This window comes from Planktosalinus sp. (assembly GCF_059864935.1).
The window spans coordinates 1-1815 of the sequence record NZ_JCBCCK010000406.1; the positions used below are offsets into that span (position 1 = coordinate 1).

At 41.8% G+C, this 1815-nt stretch carries 2 protein-coding genes; one reads left to right on the forward strand and one right to left on the reverse strand.

Translation table 11 applies throughout. The annotated features are described in order from the left end of the window. On the forward strand, positions 1 to 645 hold a 645-nt coding region (locus AC6F75_RS12370; protein ID WP_500715352.1), incomplete at its 5' end, for a prolyl oligopeptidase family serine peptidase. 228 nt (positions 646 to 873) lie between these two features. On the opposite strand, the gene AC6F75_RS12375 is transcribed toward AC6F75_RS12370, so the two are convergent. Beyond that, positions 874 to 1815, reverse strand: a 942-nt coding sequence (locus AC6F75_RS12375) for an ASPIC/UnbV domain-containing protein (protein WP_500715353.1), incomplete at its 5' end; no start/stop codon positions are given.

Below are 1815 nucleotides of genomic sequence, written 5' to 3' on the forward strand. Positions count from 1 at the left end.
ATGGGTGGCGTTTATGCCGTTCCAAACATCAGGGGCGGAGGTGAATATGGTAGAGCCTGGCACGATGCCGGAACGCAATTGAACAAACAAAATGTTTTTGACGACTTTATTGCTGCTGCAGAATTTTTGACTGACAGAGGCTATACTTCAAGCGATTATCTGGCTGTGAGAGGAGTCTCAAACGGAGGTCTTTTAGTGGGTGCCGTGGTCAATCAACGCCCTGATTTATTCAGTGTTGGAATTGCACAGGTGGGAGTACTGGATATGCTGAGATACCACACCTTTACCGCAGGCGCCGGTTGGGCTTATGACTATGGGACTTCTGAACAAAGTGAGGAAATGTTTCAGTACTTAAAAGGCTATTCGCCGCTTCACAATATTGTTGAAGGCAAGGATTATCCCGCCATACTGGTCACCACAGCTGATCATGACGACCGGGTGGTTCCTGCACATTCATTTAAATATGCCGCAGAATTACAATCTAAAAACACCGGAGATGCTCCAAAACTCATCCGAATAGATGTGGGAGCAGGTCACGGCGCAGGAATGTCAATTTCTAAAACAATAGATTTACACACAGATATATTCGGGTTTATACTCTACAATATGGGCTTTGACGCGCTCCCAAAAAAGCAAATAAAATAAAAGAGGCTATCTAAAAGGTTACTGAACGAAAGTGTGCAAACTAAAGGGCTCTAAGACGCCAAGAAGCATAAAGCATTGATTAACAAAGTCTTAATTCTTAGTAAACCTTAGAGCCTTGGTGTCTTTGTGGCAAAACACGCCTTTTTATACCGCCTCTTTTATTATTGAAAATTTGCCTTAGTCATCCTAAATAGTGCTCCATCAAAACGCTAAAAAATTAGCGGAAACTTACTTTTTAATGAACTTGATGGCCTTAGTCTGGCCTTTTACGTTAAGGTTTAAGAAATATACCCCGGCATTCAACTTCGATACATCCAGTGAATTGCTCATCATTTTTTCTGAAGCAATCAACCTTCCGGAAACATCGTAGATCATGAAATTTGTCCCGGCCAAATTATTGTTATGACTGATAAACAGTTTATCGCTTACAGGGACTGGTGAAACAGTCACCTCAGACATTGAAAACTCAGGATTGCTAAGCGGGTGTTGCCCTTCAATAATGTGGTGGGTTTCATTGATATCAGGAAACTCAATCCTATCGACAGTCCCCGAAGGCCATCTAATGATTAAAGATTCGATTTCTGTGTCTTGCCCAATTCCAAAATGTGTATTCAAAGAGCTCATAAACCTGAATCCCTCCCCACTTCTCACATCACGGATTTGCGTTCCCAAAGCACTTTTTATTTCTACTCTTGCTCCTATTCCGTTGCGGTTACTATCAACTCCTTCAGTTGTTATTTTAATCCAGTTATTATTGTTGCCATTATTGTAATGAATATTTCCACCTGCAAACGCATCTAGAAACCCGTCGTTGTTGAGGTCTGCAATGGCTGCGCCGGAGAATGGCACTGTATGTTCCGTAAAGGTAAAGTCGCCGTTATTTAAAAAAATAGTGTTTGAATTGCCCATTATATCCAGATATCCATCATTGTTAAAGTCATAGGTTGCATGCTCTATACTGGTTCCGGTGAATATGTCAAATCCTGAGCCTGCTGTAACATCGGTAAATGTTCCGTCTCCGTTATTTCTCATCAACTTATGTCCTCCGTCTGAAAATGAGCTTGCTCCAACAAAAACATCCATATAGCCGTTGTTGTTAAAATCACCCCAGGCTGAAGACCAAGTTTGCAAAGGATCCCTGAGCCCGGAAGCTACACTAACATCTGTAAA